The sequence below is a fragment of the Thalassovita autumnalis genome (genome assembly GCF_001458255.1).
Lineage (GTDB): Bacteria > Pseudomonadota > Alphaproteobacteria > Rhodobacterales > Rhodobacteraceae > Thalassobius > Thalassobius autumnalis.
In genome coordinates this window covers 155,835-172,074 of sequence record NZ_CYSB01000038.1, presented here as the reverse complement: position 1 = coordinate 172,074, position 16,240 = coordinate 155,835, and the positions used below count along the sequence as shown (strand labels likewise).

Below are 16,240 nucleotides of genomic sequence, written 5' to 3'. Positions count from 1 at the left end.
AGGCGGCGCTGACAATGAAGTGGAGGCACGGAGTTTCACCGTATTGACTCAACACCTCCAACAAGCGCAAAAATATCCAACATTTTTGAAAACGAGGCATGATGGTGCTGTTCGGCAAAAGCAAAAAGACAGAGGAGACCGTGGTGGCCATGCTGGCATCGGCCATAAGGCGCGACATTTCCTTTGCGGTGCTGGCGCCGGATCAGAAGCTGAAGATCGACCAGCTGCGCCAAAGCTACGGTGGTTCCAACCACTCCATGCGTGAATGCCTGCGGATGCTGGCGGCTGAAGGCATGGTCGAAGCGACCTCACAGCGCGGGTTTCGCGTCACCTCCGCCACCGAGGAAGATCTGCGCGACATCCTGCTGATGCGGCTGGAATGCGAAAAGCTGGGGCTGGAGCGGTCGATGAAGGCCGGCGATATCGCCTGGGAAACCCGCGTGGTAGCAGCCTTTCACGCCCTGAGCCGTGCCGAGGCTGAGGTGCAGGCCAGCCCGGATGATCTGACGGCACTGACCTGGGATGAGGCCTGTCACACGCTGTCAAGCGCGCTGATTTCCGCCTCAGACTCACCCCGGCTGATGGCGATGGCGGATCAGTTTTACAATCAATCGCGCCGCTTCCGGCTGGCACGTCTGCGCGAAGGGCGGATCGATTTTACCGCCCGCAGCGACCGCGCACGCGCCCTGCAGGAGGCCGTGCTGGCGCGCAACAGCGCCGCCGCGCTGCATCTGTTGGAACAGGATATCATCGAAGATTTGGGTGCATCGCACCTGTGACAGGGTCAATGAGGGAGGAGATCATGACCAAATTCAACCGTCGTCAGACATTGGGCCTTTTCGGGGGCCTCGCCGGTGCTGCTGCGGCCAGCAGCCTGGCCGCCCCGGCCATTGCCATGAACAAGAAGATCACCGTGGGCGCGTTGCGCTTCACCTCACATTCCGGCAGCTTCATCGCGCAGGAACGCAACTATTTCGCCGAAGCGGGTCTGGATGTTGAGCTGAAGTTCTTCCAGGCCGCACAGCCGATGGCCGTGGCCATTGCATCAGGCGATGTGGACTATGCGGTGACCGCGATTTCCGGTGGCCTGATCTCACTCGCTGACAAAGGCGCGATCAAAGTGATCGGTGGCGCGCTGAGCGAAGAGCCAGGCATTGACGGCCAGAAGATCCTGGCCTCGGATGCGGCCTATCAAGCGGGCCTGACCTCACCAGCGGCGCTGGGGGGCAAGACCTTTGGCATGTCCACCGCCGGGTCCAGCTTCCACTACATGGGCTCCAAGGTTGCGGCCGCTGAAGGCGTTGAGATGTCCTTCAAACCGCTGCAGAAGGTGGGCGCCATCATCGGTGCGCTGAAATCCGGCCAAATCGATGCCTGGTCCATCGTGCCCCATATCGCCAAGCCGCTGGCGGGGTCTGGCGCCGTGCATATCATCGGCAATGTGTCGGATTACCTGCCGCATTATCAGGTCACCACCGTCTTCACCTCTGCGAAAAACGCGGCGGATGAACGCGGCCAGACCGCTGATTTCCTTGCCGGGTTTGGCAAAGGTGTCAGCGACTACAACAGCACCATGATCGACCGCGCTGGCGGCGATGCCGGTGTCGATGAGATGGTCGATCTGATCCACAAATACGTCTACACTGACCGGCCGCGCGAAAAGGCAGCACCGTCGATCATCAATGGCACCATGCGCCTGAACGAAGGTTCCAAGTTGAACGTCGCCTCGGTGGCCGATCAGCTGAACTGGTTCCAGAGCGAAGGCCTGGTCAAAGACAGCATCACGCTGGAGACGCTGGTGGACACCAGCTACGTCGACACGTTTGAAGCTTGACCCCCGCTGCGCCCGGCCCCACCGCTCACGGAAATGGCCGGGCGCAGATGTATAACGCAAAGGATGCGTCCCTATGGATCTGCAACTGGACCGGATCTGCCATGCCTATGGCGACACCGAAGTGCTGCGCGATATCTCACTTGAGATCCCGCAGGGGCGCATCATCTGCCTTGTCGGCCCGTCGGGCTGTGGCAAATCCACATTGCTGCGGATGATCGGCGGGTTGGAACGGCCCAGCGCTGGCAGGGTGTTACAGGTTGGGGAGCCGCCCAAGGACAGCCTGAACCCTCTGACTTATGTATTTCAGGATTTCGCTCTGCTGCCCTGGCGGTCGGTGCGCGGCAATATCTCCCTCGTGCTGGAAGATCACGGCATCAAGGGTGCGGCGGCGGATCAGATCATCGAGGATGTGCTGGCCCGCACCAAGCTCAGCGATTTTGCCAAGGCGCTGCCCAAACAGCTGTCGGGCGGCATGAAGCAGCGGGTGGCGATCGCCCGGGCGCTGGCGGTGAACCCTTCGGTGATGCTGATGGATGAGCCGCTGTCGGCGCTGGACAGCCAGACCCGTGAATTGCTGATGGACGATCTGGTGGCGCTCTGGACGCGGCAACCGTTTACCGCTGTCTATGTCACCCACAATCTGGCCGAGGCGGTGCGCCTGGGCCATGCCATCGTGGTGCTATCCCGCCGCCCCGGCGAAATCCGCGAGGTGGTTGAAATCGACAAACCCCTGGCGGAGCGTGGCTATGGCGACCGCGATCTGGAAGAGGTGCAAAAACACCTCTGGACCCTGATGCGCGATGAGGCCCGCGCCGCGGATGAGGAACTGTTGGATGTCTGAACAAATGAAACCCCAAAGCGGCATCGAAGTGCGGTTCCGCGGCGGTGGATTTGCCCCCAAATCCCGCCGCTGGGTTGGCCCCTTGGTGTTTGTTGTGCTGATTGCGCTGATGGAATGGGGCACGCGCAGTGGCTGGATTTCCGCGCTGACATTGCCGCGCCCGTCGGATGTGCTGGCAACGTTTCAGGATCTCTGGTCGACCGGCATGTTGTTCAAACATCTGGCGCCCTCCCTCACCCGGCTGGCGGTGGGCGCGGCCATTGGCGCCTCGGTTGGGGTGTCGGTCGGCATCCTCATCGGCCTGTCCAGCTACATCCGCGCCGGGTTGGTGCCCTTGGTGGCGGCGATCTTCCCGATCCCGAAAATCGCGCTTCTGCCGCTGTTTGTGATCTGGTTCGGCATTGATGAAGGCTCCAAATATGCGCTGATCGCCTTTGGCACCTTCACCCCCACCGTGGTGGCCACCTATGGCGCGGTGGACAATGTGGACCGTTCGCTGATCCGCATGGGGCAGAGCTTTGGCCTCAGCTGGCAAAGCATCGTGCGTAAGATTGTCCTGCCCGGCGCCATGCCCGGCATCCTGTCGGGGCTGCGCATTTCGCTGGCAATCGCGATCATCCTGCTGGTCGCCGCCGAAATGCTGGGCGCGGAATACGGCATTGGTGCCTATATCCTTGAGGCCGGTTCGCTTTACGATCTGGAACGGCTCTTTGCCGGGGTGGTGATCCTGTCGCTTTTGGGGGTTGTCGTCTCGACCGTCATCGGCTGGATTGAACGGCGGTTGCTGGGCTGGCGGATCTGATCCGCGCCCTCCACGGTGCTTTGATCAAATCGCACAGTGCTTGGTGGATATTTTATCCATTCTGCCTTGGGATCGTTTACAAAACCGTCTACCAAGTGGCCAAAGAGGTTTTGCCCAAATCCGCCGCACACTCCGGCATTGGGCAGATGTCAGGAGGATGGCATGACACATTGGCAAGCGGCCCTGAAAGCGGCCTGGGGTATTGAGGCTGAGCTGACTGGGCTCGACGGTGAATATGACCTGAACATTCTGGCTGAGGCCGGCGCGCGGGGCGATTTTGTGCTGAAGGTCATGCGCCCCGGTTGTGCGGCCGATCTGATTGAGATGCAGGTCGCCGCCATGGCCCATATTGCCGAAAAATCCGATGCCCTGCCCTACCCCAAGGTGATCGCCACCAAAGACGGCGCCACCATTGCCACGCTGCAGGATGAACAGGGCCAGGATCGCCTGTGCTGGCTGCTGGAGAAGCTGCCGGGCCAGTGCTACGCCAAACACAGCCCCAAGACACCCGAACTGATCGAGGAGTTGGGCCAGATCCTGGGCGCGACCGATCTGGCGATGGCGGATTTCCAGCACCCGGCGCTGACGCGTGATTTCAAATGGGATCTGATGCAGGGCCAATGGATCGGCGGGCACACGCAGGTTATCAGTGACCTAACACGTCAGGGTATTCTGCATGGCATCCTGTCTGACGTGGCGCTGATCTGGCCGCGCCTGATGACCCTGCCGAAACAGGCGATCCACAACGACGTCAATGATTATAATGTGTTGGTCACCGGCGGCGCCTATGAACCACTACAGGTGTCAGGCGTGATCGACTTTGGCGATATGTGCGCCGCGCCGCGGATCTGCAACCTTGCCATTGCCGCCGCCTATATCGTGCTGGATCATCCCGCGCCTGAGGTGGCGCTGGCCCATCTGGTGGCAGGCTATCACATCCAAAACCCGCTGAGCGCGGCCGAGGTCGACATGGTCGAGCCGCTCTTGCGGTTGCGGCTGGCGGTTTCGGTCGTGAACTCCACCATTGAGGCGGCAGACAACCCCGATGATCCTTATGTGACCATCTCGCAGGCCCCGGCCTGGCGCTATCTGGAGCGTGACAATGAACACCCCGGCCTGCTGAAGGCCCGCCTTCGCGCTGCTTGTGGCCTGCCGGTAACCAATGCGGCCGAGCGCATCCATGCCTTCCTGGCCGCCGAACAGGGCAATTTTGCCCCTGTTATGGGCCGCGATCTAACCGATGTGCCGATGGGCTCCCTCTCAGTTGAAAACTGCGCGGAGCCGCAGAACCCCTTTGATATGCCGATTGAGGAAGCCGCCCAGCTGGGCGCAGAGTATGGCGACCAGGACGGCTGGTGGATCGGCTACTACAACGAACCACGCCTGATCTACGCCGAACCCGCCTTCCGCAAAGGGCCGTGGAAGGCTTCGAACCGGCGCACGGTGCATCTGGCGGTGGATGTCTTTGCGCCCGCAGGCACCCCCGTGGCCACGCCGATGGCGGCCAAGGTGCATGTGGTGGAAAACCGCACCGGCCATCTGGATTATGGCGGGGTGGTGATCCTCAGCCATGAAACGCCTGAGGGCGATACGTTTTACACGCTCTATGGCCATCTGGCCGCGGATGTGGTCGACACGCTGACCATCGGGCAGGAGCTGACCAAGGGTGAGGTGTTTGCCCGCCTTGGTGACCCCAGCCAGAACGGCGGTTGGGCGCCACATATCCATTTCCAGCTGGCGCTGACCACCGACGGCATGGGCCATGACTGGCCCGGTGTGGGCGATCCGGATGAGATGTACCTGTGGGAAGGGGTCTGCCCCAACCCGGCTGCGCTGCTCAATCTGCCGGCGGACAAGGTGCGCTATGAGCCGACCAACAAGGCCGAAGTTCTGGCCGGTCGCAAAGCGCATTTCGGCGGCAACCTCAGCCTGACCTACAAGGATCCGGTGATGCTGGTGCGTGGTTGGAAACACCACCTGTTTGACGAATGGGGCCGCCCCTATCTGGATGCCTATAACAACGTGCCACATGTGGGCCATGCCCATCCGCGCATTCAGGCCGTGGCAGCAGATCAGCTGAAGCGGATGAACTCCAACACCCGCTATCTGCATCCTGCACAGACCGCCTTTGCCGAAAAAGTGCTGTCGAAACTGCCGGAACCGTTTGAGGTCTGTTTCTTTGTGAACTCCGGCACAGAGGCTAATGAGCTAGCCCTGCGTCTGGCCCGCGCCCACACCGGTGCGAAGGGCATGGTGACGCCCGATCACGGCTATCATGGCAACACCACCGGGGTGATCGATATCTCGGCCTATAAATTCAACGCCAAGGGCGGCGTTGGGCAGTCTGACTGGGTGGAACTTGTTGAGGTCGCTGATGACTATCGCGGCCGCTTTGGTCGGGATGACGCAGACCGCGCCCAGAAATACGCCGATCTGGTTGATCCCGCGATTGCCGCGCTGCAGGACAAGGGCCATGGCGTTGCGGGCTTTATCGCGGAAACCTTCCCCTCCGTCGGTGGGCAGATCATCCCGCCCAAGGGCTACCTGCCTGCGGTCTATGAGAAAATCCGTGCCGCTGGCGGGGTCTGTATTGCCGATGAGGTGCAGACCGGGCTGGGCCGTCTGGGTGACTACTACTTTGGTTTTGAACATCAGGGCGCCCTGCCCGACATCGTGGTCATGGGAAAACCGATCGGCAACGGCCATCCGCTGGGCGTGTTGGTCACCACCAAAGCCATCGCCGAAAGCTTCGCTGAGGGACCTGAGTTCTTCTCAACCTTCGGCGGCTCCAACCTGTCCTGCCGCATCGGCAAGGAGGTTCTGGACATCGTCGATGACGAAGGACTGCAAGCGAACGCCAAGGCCATGGGCGACAAGCTGATGATGGGGCTGAAGGCGCTGGAAGCCAAGTATGAGGTCGTGGGCGACGTGCGCGGCATGGGCCTGTTTGTTGGCGTGGAGCTGATCACCGACGCAGACAGCCGCCGTGAAGGGACCGAGATTGCTTCTTACGTCAAGAACCGCATGCGGGCGCATCGGATCCTCTTGGGCAGCGAAGGGCCGAAGGACAACATCCTGAAAATCCGCCCGCCCCTGTCTGTCGACGCAGAAGGGATCGAGATGATCCTCGACGCCTTGGACCAGATCCTGAGCGAGGTTTGATGGCAAAGGCTCGCCTTTGAGCCTGCGTCACACCCGCCCCGTGGGCGCGATACGGGCGCAGCCAAATCAGATCCCCTCGGAACAAAGAAAGCCGCCCTTGAGGGGCGGCTTTTGTTGTCTTAACGCGGGAGCTGGCTCACAGCAGCTCAGCCATCTCCACCACGCGGCCCTCTTTCATCGAGATTTGGGCAGCCATCCCCATCAGTACGGCCATTTTGCCGTCGTTGAAGCTGACCTCGGGCCCGTCACGTTCACCGCGCACCAGTTCCAGGAACTTCTGGTGCTGATAGAAGGTCGAGCCGTTGTGATCGCCCGCTTCCAGCAGTTCCGGGTCCACTGGGATTTCCCGCACAACAGGGCCTTTGGGATCACGTGGGCTCTCAATCAGTTGCGGCACAGGCGGGGCGCCCAGGTGGTCCGGCCAGAACCGGCCTGGCCCGGGCACCAGCGCTTCAATCTTGCCTTCAGGGCCAACCGCGCTGACCTCTTCCTGATAGCGGGAGCCTTCGGCGAACATGCACAGTTCCAGCATGGCGCGGGCGCCGCCGGCGAAGTCCACAATGACATAGCCATTATCAAGGATATCGGGGCGCTCGCCTTCATATTCCTCAATCAAGTGATTGGCATCCTGACCGCCCGACGCCATCACGCGGATCGGCTCCGCCCCTAGAACCAGACGCATCAAGTCAAAGAAGTGGCAGCATTTTTCCACGAAGGTGCCACCAGTGTAGCGGTTGAATCGATTCCAATCGCCAACTTTTTCCAGAAACGGGAATCGGTGTTCGCGGATGGTCAGCATTTTGATGCCCCCGGTTGCGCCTTTTGCCGCCTCTAGCAGGGCCGCGATGGGCGGCATATAACGGTATTCCATCGCCACCCAGACCGGCGCGGGATAGGTCGCAATAAACTGGTCCAGCCGGGCCACATCCGCGGGATCGGTGAACAGGGGTTTTTCCACCAGCACAGGCACCGGACGCTCAGCCGCCATCTGTTCCAACTGCTCAACATGGCGGTAGTTCGGGCTGGCGATCAGCACGCAATCCAAATCCGGCTCAGACAGCAGATCGACCACATCCGCCGCCATCCGCGCCTTTGGCGCGATGGCCTGCGATTTCGCGGCCATCTCGGCATCGGGTTCAAAGATCACAGCGACCTCTGCCCCCTCCAAAAGTGCGATATTGCGCAGATGTTCCTGCCCCATCATGCCGCAGCCGATGATGCCGTAGTTAACCTGTTTCTTCATTTGTCTTCCTCATTTCAGACGCTGCACGTAATGCGCAACATCCGTGTCAAACCATGTTCGCGAAAATTCGACCGGCGCGGGCGCCTGCGCCCAACTCAACCGTTCGATATAGCCCACCGGCGCCCCGGCCGGTTTGCCAAACCCTGCGGGCGCCCAATCCGGCGTGGTACCAATGCTGACGTAATCCTCGGCCCGGGTGACCCAGAACCCCAGCTTCATCTTGTAGTAGCGATATAGCGAATCTGAGACATGGGCGGGCTCCACCGCCCCGGCATCCCGGTCCAGCCAGATCTCCTCCACCGCGATGGGACGCTTGTCCAAGAATCGCAGGCGTCTGATTCGCGTGCCGCGTTTTGACGTCCCGAATGTGCGGAAACTTTCGCTTTTATCACATTCCTCGATCGACAGAATGTCCGCCGTGGGCAGGCCACCGCCGCTGACAAGTTCCAGCCGGAACATCGAATAGACGCTGTCCACATCACCGCCCGCCCGGACATAATTGCCCGAACCCTGGACCCGTTCCAACAGGCCTTGTTTCTCTAGCTCTGCAAGCGCCTTCCGTAGGGTCCGTACGGTGGTCCCATGTTGCTTGGCCAATTCACGTTCCGGCGGCAGGCGTGAGCCATCTACCAGGCGGCCCGCAGCGATCTCACGGATCAGCACTTCAGAGATTTGCAGATAGATCGGCAGCGCAGAGGGCCGATCGCCTTTCTCATACATCCTGTGACCTTCCTCCCTCGTCTCAGGAAAATTGATGCACCATTGATCTACATCAAAGCGATTGCTATGCAAGGGCAAATCGAACGAAAACGAATAACCGCGAAATCTCGGGAGGAATTCGCATGACAGTTGTCCCAATCACCTCAGCTGGCCTGGATGCGGCCGAGGTTTCTTGGTTCGCCGCACTCTGTTCCGACGACTATCAGTTTCTGGGCGTGCCTGAGGGGGACCTGCGGTCATCCTGGTCGCATTGCTCAGACATCGTAAAAACCGCCGAGGCGCAGGGCTTCCGCAATATCCTGTGCCCCTCGTCCTATCAGGTGGGTCAGGACACGCTCAGCTTTGTCGCGGGCTGTGCACCGATCACCGAAAAGATCAACATGCTGGCCGCGGTGCGCTGCGGTGAGATGCAGCCGATCATGCTGGCCCGCACCATCGCAACGCTGGATCACATGCTGGAAGGCCGCCTGACGGTCAACATCATCTCCTCGGACTTCCCCGGTGAAAAAGCTGACAGCCCCTACCGTTACCAGCGTTCGCGTGAAGTGGTGGAGATCCTGAAACAGGCTTGGACCCTGGATGAGATCAACCACGCCGGTCAGGTCTATAACTTCTCCGGCCTGACCACGGATCCGGTGCGCCCCTATCAGACCGGCGGTCCGCTGCTCTACTTCGGGGGCTATTCGCCCGACGCGCTGGAGCTGTGTGGCGAACATTGCGACGTCTACCTGATGTGGCCGGAAAAGATGGAAGAGCTGGAAGGCCGGATGAAGGCCGTCCACGCCGTTGCCGAGAAACACGGCCGCACGCTGGACTACGGTCTGCGTGTCCATGTGATCGTGCGCGACACCGAGGCAGAGGCGCGCGAATACGCCGATTACATCGTCTCCAAACTGGATGACGATCAGGGCAAGGCGATCCGGGAACGGGCGCTGGACGCCAAATCGTTGGGTGTCAGCCATCAGGCCAAGAACCGCGATATCGCTGATGATGACGGCTACATCGAGCCCAACCTCTGGACTGGCGTTGGCCGGGCCCGTTCGGGCTGCGGTGCGGCGCTTGTCGGCTCCACCGATCAGGTTATGTCAAAGCTGGAAGCCTATCAGAAAATGGGCATCCGGGCCTTCATCCTGTCGGGGTATCCGCATGAAGAAGAAGCGAAACACTTTGGCCAGCGGGTTCTGCCGAACCTCAAAACCTGTTCGCTGCCGCATGAATATGGCCGGGTTCCGGCCGCTACCCCCCTCACCCCCCTTGGCGCAGGAGTTCGTCGCTAATGGACCGCATTTCCCTCACCTCTGATCTGTCCTTTAGCCAGCTGATTTACGGCATGTGGCGCATCGGCGATGTCGAAGACACCTCGCCCGCCACGGTTGAGGCCAAAATCCAGGCCTGTCTGGATCAGGGCATCACCACCTTTGACCAGGCCGACATCTACGGCGGCTATGTCGCCGAGGCGATCCTGGGCGGCGCGCTGAAAGCCAACCCGGGCCTGCGCAACCAGATGGAGATCGTCACCAAATGTGACATCGTCGCGCCGATCGGCCGTTACGCGGATAAGAAGGTGAAATACTACGACACTTCGCGCGCGCATATCGAAGCCTCGGTTGAGATGTCGCTGCGGGATATGGCGATTGACCATATCGATCTGCTGCTGATCCACCGCCCGGACCCGCTGATGGACCACAATGAAACCGGCGCCGCGCTGGATGATCTGGTCGCATCAGGCAAGGTGCGTTCGGTCGGGGTGTCCAACTTCCGCCCCTGGGACTGGGAGCTGCTGCAATCGGCGATGAAAACCACGCTGGTCACCAACCAGATTGAAATTTCGCTGGCCGAAATCAGCCCCTTCACCAATGGCGATCTGGCCTTCCACCAGAAAGAGGCAACACCGCTGATGGCATGGTCGCCCTTGGGCGGTGGCAGCCTGATGACCGGGGACAGCCCATTGGCCCAGCGTCTGGACGCAATTGCCGCCGATCAGGGTGTCGACCGCGCTGCGGTGGCGGTGGCCTTCCTGCTGCGTCATCCGGCCAAGATCCTGCCGGTGATGGGCACCAACAATCTGGACCGGATCAAGACCATTTCCGACGCGCTGAAGGTGCAGTTGGATCGGGAAACCTGGTTCCTGCTTTATGAGGCCGCACTGGGAACGGAGGTGCCCTGATGCATATGGATTTCGCCCCCTCAGGCCAGAGCTTTGTGCCTGATCCCAACAACACCCGCCTGCTGCGCGATGCCTTTGGCCGCTTTGCCACCGGCGTGACCATCGTCACCGCCCCGTCTGAGGCCGGACCGGTTGCCATCACCGCCAACAGCTTTTCCAGCGTCTCGCTGGATCCGCCGCTGGTGCTGTGGTCGCCCGACAAGAACTCGCGCCGCTTCCCCTTCTTTGAGAAGGCCCAGCACTACGCGATCCACATTCTGGCCGCTGATCAGGATGAGCTGTGCTGGCGCGTGGCCAAGGATGTTGCCGGGCTGAAAGGCGAAAGCCTGAAACTGAACAACGAAGGTGTGCCGGTGCTGGATGGATGTCTGGCCCGTTTCGAATGCCGCCAGACCGCCATCTACGAAGGTGGCGACCACGCCATCGTTCTGGGCGAGGTGCTGCGCGCTGAGATGCGTGACGACGGCGACGCCCTGACCTTCTTCAAGGGTCAGATGGGCAAAATGGCCACGAATTAAAACGCGCTGGCCCTGTTGCGGAGCGGGGCCAACAGCTGAGGCGAAATGCCAGGGTCCAATGAGGCCCGGCAAGGGAGGAACTGCATGGGCGCACTGATCACGCTTGCCCGCGTCTTTAACGGGATACTCACGCCCCTGCTTGCGCTGGGGCGCTGGATTGGCGTGTTTGCGATTGCCACGATGGTGGTGGTCATTCTGGTGCAGGTGTTCTGCCGCTATGTGCTGAACAACGCCCTGCCCTGGCCGGATGAGGCCGCGCGTTTCTGCATGTTGTGGATGGCTGGCCTGATGGCGCCCACCGCGTTTCGCGCTGGCAGTTTTGTGGCGATTGATACGATCGAGGCCCTGCTGCCCAAAACCGCCATTCGCCTGCTGTCGCTGGCGCTGCTGTGCGTGTCCCTCACCGTTTTGGTGATCGCTGTGCAAATCGGCTACAAAGAGGTCACCGGCATCGGCGGCCGTTTCGCCACCGCCTCGCTCTACCTGCCGACTTCGCTCAGCTTTGACAGTTGGTACCGCATCCCCCGCAGCTGGATGATGCTGTCGCTCCTTATTGGGGTGGCGATGCTTATTGCTGTGAACATCGAACTTATCCTGCGCGGATTTATCCGCCTGTTGGGCCGCGGCGACGCGCTGCCTGCCCTGCCCCATGTCGTCTCGGGAGGCGCCGAATAATGCTCATCTGGTTCCTGCCCCTCTTTCTGGCGCTTCTTCTCATCGGTCTACCGGTGTTCTTTGCCCTGTTGTTCGCCCCCGGCGCGCTGCTGTGGCTGAACGGGCAAGAGCGTGACATCACGCTGCTGTACCGCAACCTTTACAACGGAATGGACAGCTTCCCGCTGATGGCGATCCCCTTCTTCATGCTGGCGGGTGAGTTGATGAACCGCGGTGGCATCACACTGCGGCTAGTGGAGTTTTCACAGGCCCTGATGGGGCACCTTCGCGGTGGACTGGCGCACGTGAACGTGCTGTCCTCGATCCTGTTTGCAGGCCTCTCCGGCTCTGCCGTGGCGGATACCTCGGCGCTGGGATCGATGCTGATCCCCGCGATGGAAAAACAGGGCTACAGCCGCAAGTTTGCCGCCGCCATCACCGCCGCAAGTTCGGTGATCGGCCCGATCATCCCACCCTCGGGCATCATGATCATCTACGCCTATGTCATGGGCGAAAGCGTCGCCGCGCTGTTCCTGGCCGGCATCGTGCCCGGTGTGATGGTTGGCATTGGCTTGATGGTGATGATCAAGGTCATGGCAGACCGCTATGACTTCCCCGTTGCCTCACAAAAGGCGACTTGGGGCGAACGTGGTCAGGCCAGCCTCAAGGCGTTTTTCCCGCTGCTGACCCCGGTGATCATTCTGGGCGGTATCCTGGCTGGCGTCTTCACCCCGACCGAAGCCGCCGCTGTGGCCGTGGCCTATGCGCTGTTCATCGGCCTCTTCGTGATCAAGACGCTGAAGTTCTCGGAACTGCCCGATGTGCTGACCCGCGCTGGCCTGACCTCAGCCGTGGTGCTCTTGTTGGTGGGCGCGGCCATGTCGTTCAAAACCGTTGTGTCGCTCAGCCATGCGCCTGAACAGTTGGCCGCCTTTATTCTGGCACTGACAGAGAACCCGCTGCTTTTGCTGTTCCTGATCAACCTCTTGCTGTTTGTCGTCGGCATGTTCCTGGACGCAGGCCCCGCGATCATCATTCTGGGCCCGATCCTGGGCCCCGTCTTTGCCGGCCTTGGCGTCGACAGCATCCACTTTGCCATCATCATGTGTGTGAACCTGACCGTCGGTCTGGCGACACCGCCGATGGGGCTGGTGCTGTTTGTGGCCTCCGCCGTTTCCGGTGAACGGGTGACCACCATTGCCCGCGCCATTCTGCCTTTCCTTGCGGTGGAGGTGGTGGTGATCTTCCTGATCACCTTCTTCCCCGCAATCTCCATGACGATCCCGCGTCTGACGGGGTTCGCCAATTAAACCTTAACCATTTCAGACAAAATATGAGCACTCAGGGAGGAACACGCATGCTCAAGAAAACACTGAAAACCCTGGCCCTCGCGGGCCTGATGGCTGGCACCGCACTCTCTGCGGCGCAGGCTGCGGATTACACCATCCGGGCCACCGCCAACTCGAACGAAAACGACGAAGACTATGACGGTCTGGTCGTGTTCAAAAACTACGTCGAGGCTGCCTCCAACGGCGCCATCGAGGTAGAGCTGTTCATCGGCACCCAGCTGTGCTCGAACGGTGCGGAATGTCTGCAGGGTGTGGCTGACGGTTCGATCGACGTCTACATCTCGACCTCGGGCGGGGCCGCTGGCCTATTCCCCTATGTTCAGGTGCTGGACCTGCCTTACCTGATGGCGGACGACCGTGTTGCGGAACATGTGCTGTCGGGTGAGTTCACCCGCACCCTGCGCCAGATGGCGCTGGCAGACAGCGGCGACACCATCCGCCTGATGACCATCGGCAACACCGGCGGCTGGCGCAACTTTGCCAACACCAAACGCCGCGTGGCGGAACCTGCCGATATGGAAGGTCTGAAGATCCGTACCGTGGTTGCCGACCTGCCGCAGGAACTGGTTAAGGCACTGGGCGCCTCGCCCACCCCGATCCCGTGGCCTGAACTGTTCACCTCGTTCCAGACCGGTGTGGTTGAAGGGTCTAAAAACGGCATCACCGACATCATGGGCATGAAATTCCCCGATGCCGGCCTGCAGTATGTCACCCTGGACGGCCACGCCTACATGGGTGCGCTGTGGTGGATGAGTAACGAAACCTTCACCGGCATGCCCGAAGATATGCGCCGCGTGGTGGTGGATGGCTTCTACGCGCTGCAACAGGCAACCTTTGCCTCGCCCAAGCGTAAATCCATCGCCGCCTATGAAGAGTTCGTTGCTGGTGGCGGGGACCTTTACGTGCCGACCCCGGCCCAGAAAGCGGCCTTCAAAGAAGCCGCTTCGCCCGTTTACGACTGGTTCAAAACCAACGTCGACAAGGGTGAGATGGCCTTCAACGCGCTGACCGAAGCGGTTGCCGCGGCTGAGGCAGACATCAACGGCGCCCGCGACGCTGACCTGCAATAAGCAAAGACAAGGGCGGCTCCTCGGGGCCGCCCTTTTTCTATCACCCGTTTCGTCTGTTAACGGAACGGATACATCCAGGCCCTATAATCGGCGACCAAGATATGCGCTTTTTCAATCTGCTCCGGCGTCATCTTCTTAATCACTTCTTCCAGGCTGATCGCCGCGTCGGGATCGCCGCCAATCGCGCTGAGCGTATACCACATATAGGCGCGGGTCAGATCCGGCGTGGGCATGCCGCGCCCGATCTCATAATACCAGCCCACCCCCGACTGCGCGCCGGGATGGCCCTTCATCGCGCTGCGCAAATACCATTCAAACGCCCGCTCATCATCGCGCTCAACCCCCAGTCCCATGGCATACATGATGCCGATCAGCTCTTCCGCATCGGCATTGCCCGACCGCGCCGCCGGCCACAGCGCATCATAGGCGGCCGGGAATTCCCCCGCCTCCATCAGATCTCGCGCTTTTTCGATCTCGGCAACGGCAGGGGTGGCAGCAAGCGCAAGGGCAAAAATCAGGCGGCGCATTGGGGTCTTCTCCTCGGGTTCGGGTCGCTTTTGGCACTGTCACATCCCGCCCATTCCGAGGCCGGACCGGTGCCGCTTGGACCACAGGATTTTATAGAATTCGACGCAAAGCAAGCAGAGATTGGCCGCCTATTGTTTTTTGATAAAATATTGTCAGGAAACAAAAATATCAGCTGCTCCACCTGTCACCACCCCAGTCTTGGCACCTCTGACGGCCTGTCACTTGGGGTCGGTGAAGGCGGTGTTGGACTGGGTCCAAAACGCACCAGCGGCACAGGGGCGGCCCGGATCGAAAAACGGGTGCCGCGCAACGCGCCGGCGCTGTGGAACCTTGGGGCCAAAGAGGTCTCGATCCTGATGCATGACGGTCGGATTTCGATCGGGGATGACTATGAAAATGGCTTCAACACCCCGGGTGAGGAATGGCTGCCCGAGGGGCTGAATTCACTTTTGGCAGCACAGGCGCTGTTTCCGCTGACCTCAGCTACCGAAATGGCGGGCGGGTCTGAAGAAAATGAGGTTGCAGGCGCGGTCAATGACCGGATCGATTACGGCTGGCCCATCGTTGCCAAACGGGTCCGCACCCTGCCGCAATATGGGGAGATGTTCATTGAGGCCTTCGACCATATTAAGACCCCCGATCAGGTCACAATTACCGAGATTGCCAACGCGCTGGCCGCCTTTGTCGGCACTGAATTTCGCAGCTATGACAGCGCGTTAGATCGTTATCTTTCTGGGGACAAGACAGCACTAACCCCCGCCGCCGAACGCGGCATGGATCTGTTTTACGGCAAGGCGGTCTGCGCCAGCTGCCACTCAGGCCCGCTGCTTAGCGATCAGAAATTCCACGCCCTCGCCCTGCCCGCCTTTGGCCCTGGTCGGACCCGCCGGTTTGATCCGATGGTGCGCGATGTTGGCCGCATGGGCGAAAGTGATCGGTTGGAAGACGCCTACCGCTTCCGCACCCCGCCCCTGCGCAACGTCGCGCTGACGGCCCCTTACGGTCACAACGGCGCCTATCAAACCCTGCGCCAGATGCTGGCCCACCACCTGGACCCCAGTGGCATGCGCGCGGATTGGCAGCCAGAGGATGCGCAACTGGTGTCTGCCCCATGGCTCGCGCCAATCGATTTTGTGGCACAGGCCGACCGGCTGGAAATGGCCCGCCTCGCTGCCAGCCAAGAGATTGATCTGCCACGCCTTTCCGAAGATGAGGTTGAGGATATCCTCGCCTTTCTGGACAGCCTGACCGGCACCGCGGCGGCGGCTCAAAGCTTTGAAATCCCAAGTGAAGTGCCCAGCAAGCTGCCGCTGGATCAATAACCCCAAGACAATCAGAAAGGCGGGTGCGAT

The 16,240-nt window shown here is 60.7% G+C and carries 15 protein-coding genes; 12 read left to right on the top strand and 3 right to left on the bottom strand.

Going from position 1 to position 16,240, the window contains the following annotated elements:
- Positions 1-98 precede the first annotated feature (98 nt).
- The 5 genes from TL5118_RS15535 to TL5118_RS15515 all read left to right on the top strand — a co-directional run bounded on the left by TL5118_RS15535 (position 99) and on the right by TL5118_RS15515 (position 6,639).
- Positions 99-779: a GntR family transcriptional regulator gene (locus tag TL5118_RS15535; RefSeq protein WP_242601796.1), complete on the top strand. Its 681-nt coding sequence runs from the start codon at positions 99-101 to the stop codon at positions 777-779.
- A gap of 23 nt (positions 780-802) precedes the next feature.
- Complete coding sequence (locus TL5118_RS15530) at positions 803-1,834, top strand: ABC transporter substrate-binding protein (RefSeq protein WP_058244751.1); 1,032 nt, start codon at positions 803-805, stop codon at positions 1,832-1,834.
- 73 nt (positions 1,835-1,907) lie between these two features.
- Positions 1,908-2,675, top strand: coding sequence for an ABC transporter ATP-binding protein (locus TL5118_RS15525; protein WP_058244752.1), 768 nt, complete (start codon positions 1,908-1,910; stop codon positions 2,673-2,675).
- The gene (locus tag TL5118_RS15520; RefSeq protein WP_058244753.1) at positions 2,668-3,477 is read left to right on the top strand and encodes an ABC transporter permease; all 810 of its coding nucleotides are present in this window, start codon (positions 2,668-2,670) and stop codon (positions 3,475-3,477) included. Before TL5118_RS15525 ends, TL5118_RS15520 begins: the two co-directional genes overlap by 8 nt.
- Before the next feature lie 162 nt (positions 3,478-3,639).
- On the top strand, positions 3,640-6,639 hold the full coding sequence (locus TL5118_RS15515) for an aminotransferase class III-fold pyridoxal phosphate-dependent enzyme (protein ID WP_058244754.1): 3,000 nt from the start codon (positions 3,640-3,642) through the stop codon (positions 6,637-6,639).
- Between the two features lie 136 nt (positions 6,640-6,775).
- Here TL5118_RS15515 and TL5118_RS15510 read toward each other — a convergent pair whose 3' ends face one another.
- Together TL5118_RS15510 and TL5118_RS15505 are read right to left on the bottom strand one after the other, a co-directional pair.
- A complete protein-coding gene (locus TL5118_RS15510) occupies positions 6,776-7,882 on the bottom strand; it encodes a Gfo/Idh/MocA family protein (RefSeq protein ID WP_058244755.1) in 1,107 nt (368 codons plus the stop codon).
- A 9-nt stretch (positions 7,883-7,891) separates the two neighbouring features.
- Positions 7,892-8,602 carry a GntR family transcriptional regulator gene (locus TL5118_RS15505; protein ID WP_058244756.1) on the bottom strand — a complete coding sequence of 237 codons (711 nt, stop codon included), beginning with the start codon at positions 8,600-8,602 and terminating at the stop codon, positions 7,892-7,894.
- A gap of 122 nt (positions 8,603-8,724) precedes the next feature.
- Between TL5118_RS15505 and TL5118_RS15500 the strand changes: the two genes are divergently transcribed.
- From TL5118_RS15500 to TL5118_RS15475, 6 genes are all read left to right on the top strand, one after another.
- Positions 8,725-9,879 carry an LLM class flavin-dependent oxidoreductase gene (locus TL5118_RS15500; RefSeq protein ID WP_058244757.1) on the top strand — a complete coding sequence of 385 codons (1,155 nt, stop codon included), beginning with the start codon at positions 8,725-8,727 and terminating at the stop codon, positions 9,877-9,879.
- Complete coding sequence (locus TL5118_RS15495) at positions 9,879-10,769, top strand: aldo/keto reductase (RefSeq protein WP_058244758.1); 891 nt, start codon at positions 9,879-9,881, stop codon at positions 10,767-10,769. The genes TL5118_RS15500 and TL5118_RS15495 overlap by 1 nt, the downstream gene beginning before the upstream one ends.
- Entirely contained in the window at positions 10,769-11,287 is a 519-nt protein-coding gene (locus TL5118_RS15490; protein ID WP_058244759.1) for a flavin reductase family protein, read from the top strand. The genes TL5118_RS15495 and TL5118_RS15490 overlap by 1 nt, the downstream gene beginning before the upstream one ends.
- 84 nt (positions 11,288-11,371) lie before the next feature.
- Positions 11,372-11,962: a TRAP transporter small permease gene (locus TL5118_RS15485; protein WP_058244760.1), complete on the top strand. Its 591-nt coding sequence runs from the start codon at positions 11,372-11,374 to the stop codon at positions 11,960-11,962.
- Positions 11,962-13,251, top strand: coding sequence for a TRAP transporter large permease (locus TL5118_RS15480; protein WP_058244761.1), 1,290 nt, complete (start codon positions 11,962-11,964; stop codon positions 13,249-13,251). The genes TL5118_RS15485 and TL5118_RS15480 overlap by 1 nt, the downstream gene beginning before the upstream one ends.
- A gap of 47 nt (positions 13,252-13,298) precedes the next feature.
- Entirely contained in the window at positions 13,299-14,360 is a 1,062-nt protein-coding gene (locus tag TL5118_RS15475) for a TRAP transporter substrate-binding protein (RefSeq protein ID WP_058244762.1), read from the top strand.
- Positions 14,361-14,416: 56 nt separating this feature from the next.
- Here TL5118_RS15475 and TL5118_RS15470 read toward each other — a convergent pair whose 3' ends face one another.
- Entirely contained in the window at positions 14,417-14,887 is a 471-nt protein-coding gene (locus TL5118_RS15470) for a tetratricopeptide repeat protein (RefSeq protein ID WP_058244763.1), read from the bottom strand.
- A 69-nt stretch (positions 14,888-14,956) separates the two neighbouring features.
- On the opposite strand from TL5118_RS15470, the gene TL5118_RS15465 reads away from it, so the two are divergent.
- On the top strand, positions 14,957-16,210 hold the full coding sequence (locus tag TL5118_RS15465) for a cytochrome-c peroxidase (protein WP_242601800.1): 1,254 nt from the start codon (positions 14,957-14,959) through the stop codon (positions 16,208-16,210).
- The last annotated feature ends 30 nt before the right edge of the window (positions 16,211-16,240 follow it).